Origin of the sequence: Lacrimispora sphenoides JCM 1415, assembly GCF_900105615.1 — a bacterium.
Classification (GTDB): Bacteria; Bacillota; Clostridia; order Lachnospirales; family Lachnospiraceae; genus Lacrimispora; species Lacrimispora sphenoides.
In genome coordinates this window covers 4,570,308-4,587,500 of the sequence record NZ_LT630003.1, presented here as the reverse complement: position 1 = coordinate 4,587,500, position 17,193 = coordinate 4,570,308, and the positions used below count along the sequence as shown (strand labels likewise).

General features: G+C 42.5%; 17 protein-coding genes and 1 other RNA gene (1 of these 18 cut by a window edge). 2 read left to right on the top strand and 16 right to left on the bottom strand.

The window, feature by feature from the left end; all coding sequences use genetic code 11:
• The 10 genes from BMX69_RS20710 to BMX69_RS20665 form a co-directional block, all read right to left on the bottom strand.
• Positions 1-26: the 5' portion of a CvpA family protein gene (locus BMX69_RS20710; RefSeq protein ID WP_242941308.1), read on the bottom strand. 709 nt of this gene lie to the left of the window's left edge; 26 of the gene's 735 nt are visible here — the first part of the coding sequence; its start codon is at positions 24-26; its stop codon lies off the left edge, out of view.
• A gap of 81 nt (positions 27-107) precedes the next feature.
• Positions 108-941 (bottom strand): Cof-type HAD-IIB family hydrolase, encoded by an 834-nt coding sequence (locus tag BMX69_RS20705; protein WP_054792141.1) that lies wholly within the window; start codon positions 939-941, stop codon positions 108-110.
• Positions 942-956: 15 nt separating this feature from the next.
• A complete protein-coding gene (locus BMX69_RS20700; RefSeq protein WP_100043395.1) occupies positions 957-3,305 on the bottom strand; it encodes a tetratricopeptide repeat protein in 2,349 nt (782 codons plus the stop codon).
• Positions 3,306-3,441: 136 nt separating this feature from the next.
• On the bottom strand, positions 3,442-4,038 hold the full coding sequence (gene recR, locus BMX69_RS20695) for a recombination mediator RecR (protein WP_025230832.1): 597 nt from the start codon (positions 4,036-4,038) through the stop codon (positions 3,442-3,444).
• Between the two features lie 88 nt (positions 4,039-4,126).
• Positions 4,127-4,480 carry a YbaB/EbfC family nucleoid-associated protein gene (locus BMX69_RS20690; protein ID WP_025230831.1) on the bottom strand — a complete coding sequence of 118 codons (354 nt, stop codon included), beginning with the start codon at positions 4,478-4,480 and terminating at the stop codon, positions 4,127-4,129.
• Between the two features lie 40 nt (positions 4,481-4,520).
• Positions 4,521-6,116 carry a DNA polymerase III subunit gamma/tau gene (gene dnaX / locus BMX69_RS20685; protein WP_100043394.1) on the bottom strand — a complete coding sequence of 532 codons (1,596 nt, stop codon included), beginning with the start codon at positions 6,114-6,116 and terminating at the stop codon, positions 4,521-4,523.
• A 13-nt stretch (positions 6,117-6,129) separates the two neighbouring features.
• Positions 6,130-7,209: a 6-phosphofructokinase gene (locus BMX69_RS20680; RefSeq protein WP_100043393.1), complete on the bottom strand. Its 1,080-nt coding sequence runs from the start codon at positions 7,207-7,209 to the stop codon at positions 6,130-6,132.
• A 216-nt stretch (positions 7,210-7,425) separates the two neighbouring features.
• An RNA gene (gene ffs / locus BMX69_RS20675) (signal recognition particle sRNA large type) lies at positions 7,426-7,687 on the bottom strand.
• A 171-nt stretch (positions 7,688-7,858) separates the two neighbouring features.
• Entirely contained in the window at positions 7,859-8,260 is a 402-nt protein-coding gene (locus tag BMX69_RS20670) for a DUF4279 domain-containing protein (protein WP_100043392.1), read from the bottom strand.
• Complete coding sequence (locus tag BMX69_RS20665; protein WP_054792145.1) at positions 8,257-8,520, bottom strand: RHS repeat-associated core domain-containing protein; 264 nt, start codon at positions 8,518-8,520, stop codon at positions 8,257-8,259. Before BMX69_RS20665 ends, BMX69_RS20670 begins: the two co-directional genes overlap by 4 nt.
• A gap of 302 nt (positions 8,521-8,822) precedes the next feature.
• Here BMX69_RS20665 and BMX69_RS24230 point away from each other — a divergent pair, with 302 nt between their 5' ends.
• Positions 8,823-8,978, top strand: coding sequence for a hypothetical protein (locus BMX69_RS24230; protein ID WP_157724442.1), 156 nt, complete (start codon positions 8,823-8,825; stop codon positions 8,976-8,978).
• An 837-nt stretch (positions 8,979-9,815) separates the two neighbouring features.
• Here BMX69_RS24230 and BMX69_RS20660 read toward each other — a convergent pair.
• The 5 genes from BMX69_RS20660 to BMX69_RS20640 all read right to left on the bottom strand — a co-directional run bounded on the left by BMX69_RS20660 (position 9,816) and on the right by BMX69_RS20640 (position 15,362).
• Complete coding sequence (locus BMX69_RS20660) at positions 9,816-10,241, bottom strand: DUF4279 domain-containing protein (RefSeq protein WP_100043391.1); 426 nt, start codon at positions 10,239-10,241, stop codon at positions 9,816-9,818.
• Between the two features lie 27 nt (positions 10,242-10,268).
• Complete coding sequence (locus BMX69_RS24820; RefSeq protein ID WP_242941307.1) at positions 10,269-12,689, bottom strand: RHS repeat domain-containing protein; 2,421 nt, start codon at positions 12,687-12,689, stop codon at positions 10,269-10,271.
• Between the two features lie 345 nt (positions 12,690-13,034).
• On the bottom strand, positions 13,035-13,541 hold the full coding sequence (locus tag BMX69_RS20650) for a hypothetical protein (RefSeq protein WP_100043390.1): 507 nt from the start codon (positions 13,539-13,541) through the stop codon (positions 13,035-13,037).
• Between the two features lie 55 nt (positions 13,542-13,596).
• Complete coding sequence (locus BMX69_RS24815) at positions 13,597-14,925, bottom strand: RHS repeat domain-containing protein (protein WP_100043389.1); 1,329 nt, start codon at positions 14,923-14,925, stop codon at positions 13,597-13,599.
• Positions 14,926-15,113: 188 nt separating this feature from the next.
• On the bottom strand, positions 15,114-15,362 hold the full coding sequence (locus tag BMX69_RS20640; protein ID WP_054792186.1) for an IS110 family transposase: 249 nt from the start codon (positions 15,360-15,362) through the stop codon (positions 15,114-15,116).
• Positions 15,363-15,789: 427 nt separating this feature from the next.
• Here BMX69_RS20640 and BMX69_RS24530 point away from each other — a divergent pair, with 427 nt between their 5' ends.
• Complete coding sequence (locus tag BMX69_RS24530; RefSeq protein ID WP_100043388.1) at positions 15,790-15,993, top strand: hypothetical protein; 204 nt, start codon at positions 15,790-15,792, stop codon at positions 15,991-15,993.
• 801 nt (positions 15,994-16,794) lie between these two features.
• Here the strand turns inward: BMX69_RS24530 and BMX69_RS20630 are convergent.
• The gene (locus tag BMX69_RS20630; RefSeq protein WP_054792188.1) at positions 16,795-17,190 is read right to left on the bottom strand and encodes a hypothetical protein; all 396 of its coding nucleotides are present in this window, start codon (positions 17,188-17,190) and stop codon (positions 16,795-16,797) included.
• Positions 17,191-17,193: the final 3 nt, after the last annotated feature.

The window sequence follows — 17,193 nt, the reverse complement described above, 5'->3', positions numbered from 1 at the left end:
CAGTTTTCCATATATAGCTTCGTCATAATTTGTCTCCTAATAAATCAACTGGATATGTGAACATATCCAGTTGATTCACAAACTCAAAGTTGAAGGATATCTTTCTTTCAACCTTTTGCTCCGAATACCAAACGGTTAATAGCTGATGCCACTCCGTTTTCATCATTCGTATCCGTTATATAGTCAGCAGCCGCATGGAGCTCTTTGCTTCCATTTTTCATAGCCACTCCGATTCCTGCCTTTTGAATCATGGAAATGTCATTTTCCCCATCTCCAATTGCCATTGTCTGATTTCCGCTGAGCCCTAAATGGGAAGCGAGCCTTAAGATTGCCTCACCTTTTGTCGCTCCGATCGCATTGATCTCCAGATTGTTTGGTATGGAGGAGGTGACCAGAATATCCTCTCTTTTCTCCAATTCAGCCCTAAGTTTGGCGCGCTCTTCCATTTCGGGGAAAAACAGGTTGATTTTCTCCACTGGCTTATCGCTCTTCTCTACAAACTCTATGATATTAGGATGAACATCCCTGGTCTGAAAGACCATTTCCTGTAATTCAGGCGGCAGGCCGTATTCTGATAAATGTTCATAAAAGCGTGGTTCTGTTATCCCACGTCTGTCTATGTAGGGATCGTACATAACATAGTAAGGTTCTACCAGGTGCAAAAGCTCCAGCGCTTGTTCCCGGGATAACATCTGGGTGTCAATAACCGTTTTTTCTTCCATGTCCTCAATGACCGCTCCATTGGTGGTAATTGCATAACGGATTCCGGAAATGCCTTTTATTTCTTCAGGTATTCCATGCACTGTTCGTCCAGTACACGGAACAACCCATATTCCTTTTTGAACACATTGGATGAGTGCCTGGCGGTTGACATCCGAAAGTCGCTTTTTACTGTCTAACAAGGTTCCATCCAAATCAATTGCAATGAGTTTAATATCCACGTTTGATACTCCAATTTAATAAATGAAATGTTCTTCTTTTAAAACAAGAAGGCCGTCTTTGTCATATTTTGAGGAAAACAGACCTTTAATCCGTTTTCCAATGGAAGGCTTTTCCGCACGGTCAGCCGCCTCTTCAATCAGACTTTCTGCATTGGCTCTGTTTAAAGGAAGTCCATCCTCTTCCATGATCTCAATTCTTTCATAGAGTGCCAGCATGCTTTTTCCGGTAATGCTGCAGTCGATCTCATTGGCATAACGACAGGCATATTGGGCGAATTCGTCAATATCCATTTCTTCTCCCTGAAAACCAGGGCCTTCCTCATCCCGGACAGATGGGCGGAATTCTTCACTCTCTTCATAGAAATCATTGTCTTCATAGACACCGTCTTCATAAGCATCGTTTCCATAGGAGCCATTTTCATAGGAGCCGTTTTCAAAGGAGCCGTTTTCAAAGGTTCCATTATCATAGGTTCCGTTTACATAGGCTCCGGCATGCCCATATTCATTCTCCTGCAAGGAATCCGATTCATAACTATATTCCTGCTCTCCATAATCTTCGTAGGATTCTTCTCTTAAGTCTTTCTTATTAAAAGCAGGAGTCAAAGGTTTAAAAGCAGGCTTCTGAACGACTTTTACCGGCCTTTCCTTCCGCACCGTTTCTCTCACACTGAAAACCGGGGCTTCTTCCCCGCTTCCAATGCACTCAAATTTACTTGCCAGTGCTGGATGCTCCTGGTGAAGGGTTTCCATTTGCTTTGGGTTATCAATAAGAACCACGATCATTCCGCTTGTATCCTGGTCCATCAATTGATTTAATTCATCCAACGCTTCTCTGGTAAGATCACCGGCTTCTTCAATGACCAGATCTTTTCCGGCCAGCCTGTCTGCAGATGCCAGTACTCCCCGGTTGGATAACTTGGAACCAGTGATTTTGGCCACCGGATTCTTAACGTTATTTTCATTGTGAATTTGTTTTAAGGCTTCAACAGCCATTTGAAGTCCTTTTTCAGGAGTCCTTGCTTCGATCATGAGGTGGTTTTGAACCGGGGTTTCCTCCAGGTTGTCTTCCTCTTCCTCATATAAGTCCTCGAACTCCAGATGATCTTCATCGCCGTAAGGAGCATTTTCCTCTTCTAAGGTTGAATTTAATGATCCACCGGGCTGATTATAATCATTTTCTTCATATCCAAAATCTTCCTCCAGCTGATCACCGGATTCCTGAAAATCATCTACTGCACTGGCGAACTGTCCTCTGGCATCATCCGGCACTTCATATTCTGCTTCGCCGTCATAATATCCCTCAATGTCAGTCTCTTCCATTCCGGGGCCTTCTGGCTCCTCTTCCTCAATAACCGGCTCCGAATGATACAAAAGAGACTCATCTTCTGCAGATGCATAGAGACTCCCGGGTCTTGGTATGGCAGTTACAGGGCGGCCCACTCTCCGGATGTCCTCCAGTACTCTGGTACGTTCCATCTTGGGTTCATCCTGCATAACGGGTTCTTCATAGGAGATTTTTGACATCTCTCTTGCCAGCGTCTCCTGAACTGCAGCTTCCTGAAGCCTCGCCTCCAGATTATCCACTCCAGGATTCTCTTCAAATTCTATGACCGGTTCCTGGTAAAACTCCTGCTCTTCTTCATAGTATTCCTCTTCTGGTTCTGGCTCTGATTCTGGCACTGACTCTGGTTCTGAGTTCGGTCTTCTTCCGATGCTGTATTCCTGTTCAACTGCCCGCAGCTTTGCTTCGTATTTATCCCGGTTCTCTACAAGATCCATCTGGTAGTTGGTAAGCGGTGCATATTGTATTTTTAAATCCATAGCCTTGTCCACATATTTTCCAAGGCCAAACATCAGCATGATCCGGTCGCATGTATCCACACAGCGGTCAGGCATGCCCGCAAGGCTATAAAGTTCAGCAAGCTCATACAGCCATTTCTCATCCAGCTCCACACTGGTATAGGATTCCAGGGAGTGAATGAGTTGCTGGGCCGGAGCTCCTTTTGCTTTTAAAATCATAAAGCGCAGAAGCTGCTGCCTGGGATCATCAGAGGCCAGATCACCAAATTCCTTATAGTAGGCTTCCGCCTCTTCGATATTTCCTTCCTTGATCGCCAGCTCTGCAAGCTTATACAGCAGACGTTTTCCAATGGGAGCACGTTCAAAAGCCTGGAGAAGGATCTCCTTGGCTTCCTGATAATCTTTATTTTTCTCATAAATTGTGGCTACCATGGAAAGCAGATTGGTGTTGCGGACTCTCTTCCAGTCTATTGTGTCGGCTATTTTCATAGCCGTATCATAGTCGTTTTTGCCGACCAATTTTTTAATCTGTTCAACCTTTATATTAAACTCGTACTTATCCATTATTTGTCTCCTAATGAATCAGGCGGATATGCTTGCCTGTCCCGTTGATGCCCGGTAAAGCGGGGCATGCTATTCGTAAACGAAAGGCTAAAGGATGTTTTTCTTTCAACCTTATATCTCTAACAAGGCAAATGATCTACAGTTCGACCCGGCCTTCCAGGGCCCGTAACAATGTTACCTCATCTATGTACTCTAAGTCTCCTCCAACGGGAACCCCGCTGGCTATACGGGTAACCCTGATTCCTGTCGGTTTGATCAGCTTGCTGATATACATGGCTGTCGTCTCTCCCTCAAGACTGGAATTGGTGGCAATGATCACCTCTTCCACATCCCCCTGCAGTCTCTGCATCAGCTCTTTCAACTTTATGTCACCAGGTCCAATTCCCAGCATAGGAGAGATAGCCCCATGCAGGACATGATAAACGCCATCGAATTTTCCTGTTTTTTCATAAGCAGCCAAATCCCTGGTGTCTTCCACTACCATGATCACCTTATGATTGCGTTTTTCGCTCTGGCAGATGGGGCATTTTTCCTGATCCGTCAGGGTAAAGCATTCCTTGCAATAACGTACATTCCGTTTTGCTTCTGTAATGGATGAAGCAAGACCTGCCACTTGTTCCTCCGGCATATTGATGATATGAAATGCCAGGCGCTGCGCGGATTTACTGCCAATACCCGGAAGCCTGGACAGTTCTTCTATTAATCTGGTTATCTGACTGCTATAGTAATTCATAATTTGTCTCCTAATGAATCAATCGGATATACTTGCATATTCAGTTGACTCACAAATTCATGGCTGAAAAATGCTTACTTTTCAACCTTTAGAACGGAAAGCCTCCGCCTAGACCGCCAAGACCGCCGGTCAGCTTCGCCATGGCAGAGCTGTTGTCTTCTTCCATCTGGCGGAATGCTTCATTGGTAGCAGCCATGATCAGGTCCTCAAGCATCTCGATATCATCCGGATCTACAACTTCCTGGGATAATTTAACCCCAGTCACTTCCTTTTTTCCTGAAACAGTGACTGACACGGCTCCGCCGCCTGCTGCAGCTGTATATTCCTTTTCCTCCAGCGCCTTTGTTGTCTCTTCCATCTGACGCTGCATCTTCTGAGCCTGCTTCATTAAATTATTCATATTGCCAGGCATTGCGCCTGGAAAACCGCCACGTTTTGCCATGGTGTATGTCCTCCTGCTATTTTTATGATTTTATGATTTTTTAATCTTCTATTGTTATATCCATTAAAATATTTGCTTTTAATTCTTCATCGCTGACATAAACGGTATCTAGCCGTTCCCCTCCGCCCAGAAGCCTGGTCTTAAAGGTTATGGACTTTTGGTAATGGTCTTCCACATACCGCTCAATCGCTGCTACTGTTGTATCCCTGCTTCCGATCATATAATTGCTTTGATCGGAAAAAACAACGCAAAGACAACTCTCTCCTGCTGGTTCTACAACCGTATCCCGGAAGCTGGCACGGATAGGTCCTCCCAGTTCCCGAATGATCTTTCCCCATTCACTTCGGATCAGATTTAAATCCTCCAACTGGCCTTTGGGAAGAGCCACCCGCTCTGCAGGGGTTAATTCTGGGACAGCGGCATTACTGCCGCCGTTTCCTTCCCCCGCGTTTAAGGTATCCGGAGAAGTATTTACTACAATACCGCTTTCCAGCTGTTTTTCTATATTGCTGATCCGTTGAAGTATGGAATCCAGATTCTGTTCCATCTGAGGGCGGGTCAGCTTGATCAAGGCTACCTCAATCAGGACTCTTTTCTGGAAAGCATAGCGAAGCTGATTGGAAAGATCGGAAAACACCCGGATATACCGTAAGAGTGTTTCGTTGTCCGTTAGCTTGCTGTCCTCTTTTAACAGGTTTTGGTTCTCTGTTGACATATCAAGCAGATTCTCTGCATTATCAACGGATTTTAATATTAAAAGGTTTCTTAAGTACCAGATAAAATCAATAACAAACTGGCCCAGCTCCCTACCCTGGATCACCAGCTCTTCAAGACTGGTTATACAGTCTTTTGTCCGGTTTTCCACGATTGCACGGAACATTGTTCCAAACACGGTGATGTCTACGGCTCCCAGGACATCAAGGACATTGTCATAGGTAAGTAGCTCTCCGTAATGAAATGCAATACACTGGTCCAGGAGACTTAAGGCATCACGCAACGCCCCGTCAGCTGCCTTGGCAATATAAGTAAGGGCCCGGTCTTCTACCTGGATATGTTCTGCTGCAGTCAGCTCTTTTAAATGCTCTACAATGATTTCCACCGTAATGCGCTTAAAATCATACCGCTGGCACCGTGACAGGACCGTCACCGGAATCTTCTGGACTTCCGTAGTCGCCAGAATAAATATAATATAAGATGGGGGTTCTTCCAATGTCTTTAACAGTGCATTAAATGCTCCTGTAGAAAGCATATGAACCTCATCGATGATATAAACCCGATATTTGCCTTCCGTAGGAGGATACTGAACTTCATCCCTTATCTCCCTGATATTCTCCACGCCATTGTTTGACGCAGCATCAATTTCAACCACGTTAAGGGATGCGCCGGCTGCAATGTTCTTACAGGTCTGGCATTCCCCGCAGGGACTTCCGTCTGCAGGGTGTTCACAGTTAACCGCTTTTGCAAAGATCTTTGCAATACTGGTCTTACCGGTTCCTCTTGTTCCGCAAAACAGATACGCATGCCCGATACGCCCGGATACTATCTGGTTTTTCAATGTCTGTACGATATGGTCCTGACCCTTTACATCCGAGAAGGAAGGGGGGCGCCATTTCCGATACAATGCCGTATATGACATGCCTGTTAACTCCTTATTCGTCGCCGAAGCTAATGCCTATCATCTTGGCCTCCTTAACGATAGAGCCTTCCGGATCGACGGTTTTTAATTTTCCGGCTACATCGGCTAACGGAATCTTAACAATATCATTGTTTTTCACCGCTACCATATATCCGTATTCTTTGTTATTTATGAGCTTAGCTGCCTCAGCCCCAAGGCGGGTGGAAAGCACTCTGTCGTAGGGGCATGGGTCGCCGCCTCTCTGCATATGACCCGGTACGGTAACCCGCACTTCCTGTCCGGTACGTTCCGTGATCTGAGCCCCGATCTCATATGCTACAGAGGGATAAACCACTCCATTCTTCTTTTTTTCTTTCAATTCCTTTTTCGTCAGGCAGGCATCTTCCTTGGAAATTGCCCCTTCCGCCACAGCAAGAATGGAAAACTTCTTACCGTTTTGGGCCCTGCTCTTTAATGCCTTTATTACGATATCCAGATCATACGGGATCTCCGGCAGTAGGATGATATCAGCCCCGCCTGCAATCCCTGCATGCAGGGTAAGCCATCCGACCTTGTGTCCCATGACCTCCACGATGAAGACTCGTCCATGGGAAGCTGCCGTTGTATGGATGCAATCAATGGCATTGGTAGCCACATTGACAGCGCTCTGGAAACCAAAGGTAATATCGGTTCCCCATAAATCATTATCAATGGTTTTGGGAAGGGATACTACATTCAGCCCCTCTTCCCGAAGGAGATTGGCTGTTTTCTGACTTCCATTGCCGCCTAATACCACCAGGCATTCCAGTTTCAGCTTTCTATAGGTGTGCTTCATAGCTTCTACTTTATTAAGACCGTTCTCATCAGGTGTCCGCATAAGTTTAAATGGCTGTCTGGAAGTACCAAGGATTGTCCCACCCGTTGTAAGAATCCCGGAAAAGTTATCCGGCTTCATTACACGGTACTCCTCATAAATCAGCCCTTTGTAGCCATCCTCAAATCCAACAATCTCAATATCGCCGAGCATCCGGTACAGTGCCTTTGCTACGCCTCGCATGGTGGCGTTTAAGCTCTGGCAGTCGCCTCCGCTTGTAAGCATTCCAATTCTTATCATGAAAGCACACCTCTTTTTTGATTAGATTTGTCATTAGGAAATAGGTAGTATTATACCCATTTTATAATTATAATACAAAGGGGAATATGGGGCAAGGGAAAACTTTATTTCATAAGAAATGTAAGAAAATATTAAAAATGGTAATCACACATTGCAAAAGACACCGCAAAACAGTTTCCTGCTCTCCGGCGTCTGATAATTCTTTATATTTTTAATCCGTGCGTCTCACTTTGAACCGCTATCACAGGCGTTACCCTGGCAGTTAACTCGGTCCAGGCACCCTCACGGCACACAGAAGGTTTCACTTAGTGCTGCTGCATTCCTGCCCTGACACGGTTCATGAAGATCTGTTGCGTAAGACCCAAACGTCATCGCCACTTACCAGGGGCAGCCCTGCAATAGGCAGCCCGGGGTGAGACATCACCCCTGCTAGAGCGGATTGCAGGTACAGGGCACCGCTATCTCCCCGGCTGCACGGAAACTTTATGACATGTATTGGTTTAATCGCACTTTAGTATACATGGAAACGGGCGGGTTGTCAAGGAGTTGAAGGGGATTTGCATTTTATTGGATTTTGTTTGTTGAGGAGTTGCTCGCTTACACTCATACCTTTTAGGGAAACTCGAAAGTCTGAAAGTACAGCCCAAATTTAATCAATATACAGGTCAAAAGCAACTTCTGCATTAATTGAGGATAAAAATTGTATATTTTTTTTTGATAAAACCATTTCTGGTCCATCTCCAGTTTCCATTTCAATCACTACTGTCACACTCGTCTCTAATGAATATTTTCTACTAAGTTTCTTTATAATATCTACCTTGGGTAAAAGAACGCCTTGCAATTTATCCATTTGAACTGAAACAGCTTTACTTTCCTCCTTTTCTGTTTGTAACGACCAAGTATCCTGTGCTAATCCTACTAAGATAGATGCGCGAGGCCATTCACTTTTCTTTCGTGTCTTTGTAGGTTGTAAATCAAGTTCTTCAGTTATAGCATTAATATCCGCATTATCACCTACCATATAAAAAATAACTTTGATTTTTGGTATCAATATATTCCCCTCTTTCTATCGTAATAATCCCGTATGTATTTGGATGCTACTATCTTTGATTTTGTGTAGTTAAGCGGGCTAGACTTTACATAGTTGTACCGGTTCAGGCTTAATGGGTCTATCAGCTTGCCCAGATAGGTATCCTCTGTTAGGAAATCTCCATGTTCTACATCATAATATCTCGCCCTTAAGTACTGGAACTCCAGATTCGGGTTGTAATCCTCTGCATTATAGCTGTAAACATTATTATTTGTCTCCATCTTGAAATGATAAAACTACCGGCAACCTCAGCTGATAAGCGTTATTTACCGATTTACGCACAAGGCTACGATAATCGCAAGGGGGGTTAAGCCTATCCAATCCCAAAACCCAAGATTTTACAGGGTAATCCTTTTTCAAGGTTGGTGTATGTTACCTCTGGTTTATGGTGATTGCAAGTCATTCTGAATAAATTTTTTCGAATTGTCAGGAATGCTACAAAAGCTGGAGCTTGATTTGTCACATAGTGGTATCGACTTCTAAGGCTTGTCACAGTATCGTTAGGCTCAAAGGAGAAAAGATCATGGATGAGCAAGAACTTATAGATCTGGTAATTATGGAGAGAATTGATATGCTTTACACCAGAAAGAGAGAAAAAACCGCGAATCAGAATCGCTATTTTTTGAAGAGGCAGAATCTATTCTCAAGAAGCTCCCCAAAAAGGAGTGGGATATCCTAAACAGATACATGGAACTTCAAGGGCTTCAAATGGCTGAAAATGAATCCTATCTGTACTCCTGTGGCATCGCTGACGGAATCCGAATCATGAAGTACATTAAAAAGCTATAAGGCAGAAAAAAAGACCAGACACTGCGTCCTATCACGGAATCAGTGGCTGTTTTTTCGTTTACTGCCAAATCCTAAAGAGATGAGGTTCATTCTTCCCCCTATAACCCCCGGTTTGCCCATTTTACCATGATCGGTTTTTTTGAAAAGAGGGGTTCAGCTTGCATCATCAGAATTTTTTCTTACATTTTCATGACAACTTTAAATGCCCCTCCAAGCAAGTTTCTACCCTAACCGCATCTCCTATCAGTAATTCATTCTCCTTAGCCCGTGTACGCTCGTATCGCCCCAGTGTACCCTCAAAAAAGCAGAGGTGGCATAGTTGCTCATATATGGAGCCAAACGCAAATGTGAGCCGATTTGAAGAAAGAACTGATAACGGTTTTGCTAATATGTCTTCCACTAAAGAACAGAGGAGGCCACTATGCGCATCATTTTTCAAAGTCCATTTTTCAGGAAAATTCCAAGCATATTGACTGGGTCGAAAATAGAGCAGGAGAAAGCCGGGTGGTCAAAAACCCCACCCGGCAGTCTACTTCGCCCAGCAGTGCTGGGTGTTTGAGAACACTTTACATTAGGTGGTCGGATTCACGGCTTGACACAGTCAAGGTGACCGGAATCCCACGAATTTGGCGAATATCAAGGCTTTGCTAGCGACACCTGAACCACCACCTATAATTGAAAAATTTTGTCTTTCACCAATCTTATACTTTTAATCCGCTTTAGTAGTCTAATAGGCATATATGTCAAAACCTATTTCTACTTCCAACTTCCCAAAATAAGATACAATATTGGAGGAAAGAACAACTTCCGGTAAATTCATTGCCTCTCCATGAATTGTAATACTTAAACTTTTTTTCAACTCATTTCTCTTGCAAAACGCAAAAAGCTTTTGTTCTTTTCCTTTTAATCGTTCTACAATTTTATTGATAGGTATCTCTACTTGTTTACATAGCTCCATTTCTTGGCATATACTCCATTCACATCGGGGACGTAGCTCTTCCGGGAGATTTAAATTATTCCTTATTGCTTTTGGCCAGTCATCAACCCCTCTAGTTTCTGTTGGCAAGATATCTACTGCTTCATTCAGTTGTTCAAAATCAATATTTTTCCCACTAATTACAAAACTTACATTAATGCGAGGTAGATTATCCATATGTAATTATGCCTCTCTTTCCTGATTTTAAGGTTGATTTATTAATCCTGTTGGAATCTGAATTTTTCCGTCTTTACTCTCTAAGTATATTTCCCCAGTTTTTGTATCATATTTCATATCATACTTTGACATATTATCTTTTCCAACATAATCTTTTTTTAAGTCATGAGCATCTTTATACCCATGTTTTTGAGCTTGTTTATTAGCCTCCTTATTATTCTTGTATGGTTTATTGCTTGGTTTGGAATTTTCCTTGCCCTTTGGCTTTTCTGTTTTAGATCCCCCCTTATCAATATCCTTCGCACTTCCAGAACCAGTAACCTGCTGTATAATTAACCCGGCACCTATGTCTCCTGCTGAAACTCCGCCAGCACTGCCAGCTATTTCTACTGTTGCATTATATTGGTATCCGTTTAAACCTTGTACTTTAATCTGAGCAGTCATTGATCCAGAGGGCATTATGCCTGCTATTGCTTGCTTTAATACTGGAATCAATGCAACGAGTGAAATATGATATCCCAAATACACTCCATCTCTAAAATCCTCAACATTAGCATTGGTATAGGCTAAAGAAGAATCAATTCCTTTATAAGCATTTAAAAATGCTTCTGAACGATTATTCCAATATTCCTCATCTGTATAGAGTTGAGTCTCATTTCCAAATAAAGCCAATACTCTCCCTACCGTTTCACCATCTACTATTTCCCAAAAATCTGACATTCCATATTGGACACCTTTGGAATAAAGGAAACAGGTTTTAACAGCCTGACTTTCTTTTGCTTTTTGTATTGCTTTCTCAAGACGGCTCTTAGTTCCATTTAGGAATTGCATGAATCCTACCTCTGACTCATACCCTGGAACTGGCGTTGCACTACTCGGATTTGCTACTTCCTTTTGATTCGTGACTCTTCTCTCTGTCGGTATAGAAAGCATTCCTGATGGATCCGTATAATTTAGTGGACTACTCTTCGCATAGTTATACCGGTTTAAGGTCAATGGGTCTGTCAGCTTTCCAAGGTAGGTGTCCTCTGTCAGGAAGTCTCCACGTTCTACGTCATAATATCTCGCCCTTAGATACTGAACTTCCAGATTCGGATTATAATCCTCCGCATTATAGCTATAACTATTATTGTACTCTGGCTTTCCAAAAGTAATATCTCCGGTCGGGCTGTAGCGGTAGGACTTCCACAAGGTTCCCTCGCTGTCGGTTACCCCGGTGACGCTTCCTCTGGGATCATTGGTATAATAACCGGTCCAGCCGGTGAAACGCTCTATGGTAAGACGTTCATTTCCATAAGTATAAGCCGTATCCATTTCTCCGTCAATGTTCACTTCCATTAACACTTCCGTGTATTCCCGGTTCACATCATTGACATATTCTATCAGCTCATAGTTCTTATGCTTTCCTGTGGTTTTTATGAGATCAATTAGTCCTTGTTCCACATCGGAAACCGGTTTTTTCGGCATCAGAATTCCGCTCTGGTTCTGGCTTCCTCCGGTATTGGTGGTGTTTCCACTTCCATTTGCGGTATCAGATCCATTATTGGAACTTCCGGTTCCAGTATTGCCGTTACCATTACCGCTATTACCGTTATTTCCATTTCCATTATTCCCACTGTTTCCGTTGTTTCCGTTATTCCCACTGGAATTATCTTTTCCGTTGCCATTCCCTTTCCCATTATTAGTGGCGTTCCCGTCATTGCCTTTGTCCTTGTTCTTGTTCCCGTTGGACTTCGCTTCTGTCTCTGGCTCTGCTGCGGTTTCTTCCACTGTTCCAGTAAAGAAATCCACAACGGAAGAAAGCGCTTCACTGATTACTCCACTTATTCCACTGTTTCCGTTATTCCCACTTCCGGTGTTGTCCTTGTTATTTCCGTTTCCGTTGCCAGAGTTTCCTTTCCAGTCATCATCCGTATGAAGGTTATAGTTCAACTGGAACAGGTGGTTTCCGTCTCCGTCATAGGCTGCTGCCACCAAAAGCTCATCCGCATCAAATACGGCTTTTAAGCGGTTTTCCACCGTGTAATCATAGGTCAGCTCTACCTTATCGGTTCCCTTCTTTCCTGTCTCGGAAATCAGGTTTCCATCGGTATCATATTCATACTTCATGGTGGTATTCTTCTTGCCGTCATAAAGTTTGGCACTTATCTTCTGGTTGGAGGCGTTATAGGTGTATTCTGCGCTCTCTATAACGGTGCCGTTTCGGGTCTTTGAGTAGAAGGTCCGGTTGCCCATGTCGTCATAGCGGTAGGTGTAGACATAAGTTCCCTGGCGTTCTTCCTCTTCTATCAGCCATTCATTCTCCTTAGCCCGTGTACGCTCGTGCTGCCCCAGTGTGCCCTCAAAAAGACGGAGGTGGCATAGTTGCTCATATACAGGGACAAAAGCAAATGTGAGCCGATTTGGAGAAAGAATTGATAACAGTTTTGCTGATATGTTTTCCCTCAAAGAACATCGGACGCCACTATGTGCATCATTTTCAGAATCCACTTTTCAGGAAAACTTCAGCCGTATTGACTGGGTCGAAAAAAGTGCAGGATAAAGCCGGGTGGTCAAAAGCAACCACCCGGCTATCCATTTCGCCCAGCAGTGCTGGGCATTTGAAGCAATTTTACGCTAGGTGGTAGGATTCACAATTTGGTACGGTGGAGGTGGTCAAAATACGACAAAGTTGGCATACACCAAAGCTTTGCCGGGTACACATTCAACCACAACCTACTGTATTGATAGCGGTGAACATGGGTTAGATAAGAGATTTTTCTGTTATCTTTTGTCCAAAAAACAATTCGAATATCAATCCTCTTCAATGATATAACAGATATTGAAAAAGATTTGCTTCTGAGCCAACATAGTTAAAAATTCTGTCCATTTTATTACCCCTATTACTAACTCCTTGTCACCACCTTGATACCTTGTTTGGAAGAGTATCCTTTTGTTAGGAGCATTTTCTATCAAGAATTTTACTAATTTGACAAAGTCTTTATAATATGTTTCTTTGATAATAAAAGCTGTCAAGTTCTCCCGCTCTTCTTCTAATACCTTAATCAACAACATATCTTCTGGAAGACTCACATCAAAATCTGAATCACATAACGGGAATGCACTATAATACCCTTCATTCATTTCAACAACTAATGAATACAAGATTCCTTTTGTTGCCGAAAAAAAAGGCCAGATTTCTACATACCTACTAATATCTATATTTTCTTTTTCATTATGCAGTAATATTGACGAGTTAAAAAATGGTTGTTGTATCGGCTTATCTTGATTTATAGCAATAATATTTATTTCATAAGACATATTGACCTCCTTTGCAGGTGTTCTGTTTTGGTGCTTAGAACACCTGCATCTTTACTTATGGCAAGAAATCATTTATGTTTAAGTCTGTAATAAATGACTTACCTTTAAACTGTGTTGAAACGATTTGAATTTTTCCATCTGAGGACAAATATATATCTGGATTATTCCCCATCTTTTTCATCAAATCTTTATAGGGTGAATTGGAGCCAGTTAAATCCGATAATATTTCTGGTTTTACATCCCTATGAAATTCTCCTTTGCTCAGTCCATATTTTTTTTCTATTTCCTTAGGGTCATACTTTTTATAAGAATCAGAATCCCCCTTACCTCCAGTCATTCCCAGTATTGCTGCTCCAGCTCCCAGTTCTCCTGAAATACCACCCTCAATCACTGCCTGCGGAACCATCACGGAATAGGTATTTCCATATTGATCCATTACTAAGACACTCTTGTAATCTCCTCCACTTACAGATTGTTTTCCTTTAGAACTGAGAAATGACAAGAGCATTGTAAGCCCAAGTCCATATCCCACGTCAATCCCTGCTTCATATATCTTACGAAGTTTTTTTAGTTCACTTGCATCTTGAGTTCCCGGCCCATATATTTTTTCTATTATGTTTTTCCAAATTCTATCGCTGTCTTCCCAGAATTGTTTATCCGTATAATTATAACGGGATGTGTCTCCGAACAATACATATATTTTCCCTATCGTCTCTCTATCCAGGATCTTCCAGAAAGTTGATCCCCCTAATTGCTTTCCTGCATTAAATATCTGACAATATTTTGCCATACTCGAATTCTTTGCAAGATTCATCAATCGGGTAAGATTATCTACCGCCTCCTCTTGCATACGGTTTATGTCTTTTAAAGTCGCATATTTTACACCCGTTGCTGCGTATTCACTCCCTACCTTTTGATTTCCATAAGTATCTTCTTTTTTCGAATCATAGGACGCTGCTGATTTCGGCACTGAATACATTCCGCTTGGATCTACATAATTTGGCGCACTGCCTTTTACATAATTATAACGATTCAGGCTCAGTGGATCTGTGATCTGTCCAAGGTATGTATCTTCCGTCAAGAAATCTCCACGTTCCACATCATAGTAACGGCTTCTTAAATACTGGAATTCCAGATTCGGGTTGTAATCCTCCGCATTGTAGCTGTAAACATTGTTATATTCCGGCTTTCCAAAGTTTATATCTCCGGTTGGGCTGTAGCGGTAGGACTTCCACAAGGTTCCCTTGCTGTCGGTTACCCCAGTGACACTTCCTATGGGATCATTGGTATAATAACCTGTCCAGCCTGTGAAACGCTCTATGGCAAGACGTTCATTTCCATAAGTATAAGCCGTATCCATTTCTCCGTCAATGTTCACTTCCATTAACACTCCCGTGTACGGGGTTTGGAATACCTCCAGAATGGCCTAATTCTCCCTATAATCCCCTCCACCCCGGTTTATCATATATGGTTTTTTGAAAAGAGGGGTTCAGCCTGTTCCATCGACCACCAGACAACCACTACATAAATCATCCTCATAATCTATTTCTTAGGCGAATTTCTCCCCATACCTTATAGGTCGTCCTTTACCACATTTCCTTTTTCAAGAAGCCACACTGCCAACGTCCGTCCATAACCGTAGGCATTTTCCAGGCCATAAACAGCGGTCTTCGTCTTCTCCTCCGTCACAAAACGGCTGACCTTTCTCGTCAGCTTAGAAAATTCCGAGGGCTTATTTTCAAAGGTTATTTCTCCTAATTTCCGATTCCAGCAATCAAGCATGACTGCCGTATGAGTTTCCTTATGCAGGTCGATTCCCACATAAATGATATTTTCTTTTCTCAGATGTCATCCTTCCTTTTATCCTGTCTCCATCCTGAAATGATAAAACCGCCGGCAACCTCAGCTGATAAGCGTTATTCACCGATTTACACACAAAGCTACGATGACCGCAAGGGAGATTAAGCCTATTCACTTCCAAAACCCAGAATTTTACAGGGCAATCCTTTTTCAAGGTTGGTGTATGTTACCTCTGGTCCCTTGTGATTGCAAGTCATTCTGGATAGATTTTTTCGATTTGTAAGGTATGATACAAAAGCTGAGGTTGGGTTTGTTACATAGTGGTATCGACTCCTAAGGCTTGTTACAGTATCGTTTGGCTCAAAGGAGGTGACAAAAAACATGAACGAGCAAGAACTTATAGATCTGGTGATTGTGGAGAATTGATATACTGCTACACCAGAAAGAAGTGGAAAGAGAAAGCTGTGAATCAGAATTGCTATTTTTTGAAGAAGCAGAGTCCATTCTCAAGAAGCTCCCCAAAAAGGAGGGGGATATCCTAAACAAATACATAGTACTTCAAGGGTTTGACATGGCTGAAAATGAATCCTATCTGTACTCCTGCGGCATCGCAGATGGTATCCGCATTATGAAGTACATTGAAAAACTGTAAATCAATAGCCACTGAATCCTGATATGATCCTCCATAAGTAGACATGGTAAATAACCAAAATCTACTTATGGAGGATCATATCATGTCACGGAATCAGTGGCTGTTTTTTCGTCTGTCGGCCAAATCCCAAAGAGATGAGGTTCATTCTATCCCCCCTATAACCCCCGGTTTGCCCATTTTACCATAAGCAGATTTTTTTGAAAAGAGGGGTTCAGCCTCCATCATCAGAATTTTCTCTTACATTTTCATGACAATTTTAAATGCCCCCTCCAAGCAAGCTTCTACCCTAACCACATCTCCTATCAGCAATTCATTCTCCTTAGCCCGTGTACGCTCGTGTTGCCCAGTGTGCCTTCAAAAAGACAGAATTGGCATAGTTGCTCATATATGGGGTCAAAAACAAATGTGAGCCGATTTGGAGAAGGGAAGGCGATTTTTCACCGATATGTTTTCCTCCAAAGAAAATAAGATGCCATTGTGCGAGTCATCACCAAAACCCATTTTCAGGCAAATTTTAGCCCATATGTACTGGTTCGAAAATAGAGCAGGATAAAGCAAGGGGCTGTGAAGCGCCCCTTGCGGTTACAGCGGTCGGCAGTGCCGACCGCTGTATGGCGAGAATACGGGGCTGTTCAAATACTATGGCTATACCCTGATCCTAAAGGTGCTGTAATTAGGGTTCTGTACTGTCTAAGGTGATGTAACCGCCAAAATTCTTTTTTATTACGGTGTTTATAAGGTTATGTCACAGGTACACCATTTAAAAAGCACCATAAAAGTAAGGATTTTTTGTTTCACACATTACTTCTTCATATTAATTTGTGGTTCCCACCTTGTGATAATTTCAATTATGTAATTCATGGTAATAATAACAAAATGTTTTAAACCCAAATATTCACACAAATCACCACCAATTGTTTTTACAAACTTGCCGAATTCTCCGTTTTCAAGTTTATAAATAACGTTAGCAAAATCCTCCCTTTTATATTTCTGAATCTGAGATTCTTCAAATAAGTTATCTAGCACAATACCTTCATCTAGCATTCTAAAAGCAGATACAGCACCAAAATTAATATATACCGAATTGTTTTTACTCTCAAGTCGAACTAATAGGCCATTTTCTTCACCATTCTCTAACAAAACTTGGTATTTTCCTCTTGGTATCATGCCTTTAAAAACCTCTTCCCATTGCTCCATATT